Below are 1,324 nucleotides of genomic sequence, written 5' to 3' on the forward strand. Positions count from 1 at the left end.
ATGCAATCAGTGACGGTCGAGCTTGGGGCCGCGTCCACCATGGAATTGGTGAACGCGCTCTCCGCCATCGCCACTGAACTCGCCCAGCGCGAAGCCCCGGAATCAGCGGCCGCCTGCCTGGAACTCACCGAAACACTCGCGGCCGCAGCAGATATGCAGGAAAGCGCGCTCGCTGGGTTCATCGGCCGAGTCGATGCCACCGGGGAGCAGCAGCGGTGGGGATTCCCCTCCACCCGCGCGTGGCTCCGGTCCCGCCTCGGCATGCGCGAGAGCCGCACCAAGGAGCGCCTCACTCTCGCCCGGCAGCGGCACCGCCTGCCCCAAGTAGCTGAGCGGCTGGCGGCCGGTGACCTGTCCTTCGGTTACGCCACCACCGTGGCCGACTCGATCGCCCGCCTGGACGACACCGACTGCGCCGAGGCCGAGACAACCCTGCTCGGGTTCGTCGACCAGGGCTTCTCGGCCGGGAAGGTCGCCGCGTTCGGCCGCCGCATCCGCGACCTCATCGCCGAACGCGACGACATCGAAGACGCCCCCGACGAGGACACCAAACGCGGCTACGACAAGTCCTGGCTGACCACGACGCGTTCGCTGGACGGCGGCCGGTATGTGAAGGGCTGGCTGAACCCGGAGGACGCCGCGATCTGGGACGGCACCCTGGCTCCGCTGGCCAAGCCGGCCGGGCCGGACGACCGCCGCGACTTCTCCGAGCGGACCGCCGCCGCCCTGTCCAGCGTGCTGTCGGGCGGACACAAGGCCACCAAGGTCACCGTCATCTGCGACCTCGAGACGCTCACCGGCGGCAACGCCCCGGCCCGCCTCACCGACGGCACCCCCATCCCCGCGCCGCAGGCCCGCCGCATCGCCCTCTCAGCAGGAGTCTCACCCCTCCTCCTGGGGCGCGGGAACACCCCGCTCTACTTGGGCCACCGGGAACGCTTCGCCAGCGCAGCCCAACGACAGGTGCTGGAAACGCTCTACCCGTCATGCGCGGTGCGAGAGTGCGAGATCCCGGGCACATTGTGCGAAGTCGACCACGTCAACGGCTGGGCACTCGGGCACTCACCCACCGACATCGACCAGCTCGCCCTCACCTGCGGGTGGCACAACCGCTTCAAGCACACCAGCCCCGACCAGATCCACATCACCAAAGACCAAGACGGACGCTACGTCTACCGGCTGCTACCGCCACCAGACGCGCGAGGGGCAACCGGGCCACCGGGCAGCATCGGCCCACCGGATAGCACCCTCCACTGGGCGGCATAACCACCCCCCCCCCCCCCGGCATGGCCGCCAGGCCCGCCCGGACCACTCGTGTCCGGGC

The 1,324-nt window shown here is 70.2% G+C and carries 1 protein-coding gene; it reads left to right on the plus strand.

Annotated elements, in window-relative coordinates:
• Positions 1-1,266 (plus strand): DUF222 domain-containing protein (locus AB0C78_RS50800; protein ID WP_360763076.1); only part of this gene is annotated, 1,266 nt, incomplete at its 5' end.
• Between the last annotated feature and the right edge of the window lie 58 nt (positions 1,267-1,324).

This window comes from Actinomadura sp. NPDC048394, from assembly GCF_040651755.1.
Classification (GTDB): domain Bacteria; phylum Actinomycetota; class Actinomycetes; order Streptosporangiales; family Streptosporangiaceae; genus Spirillospora; species Spirillospora montaniterrae.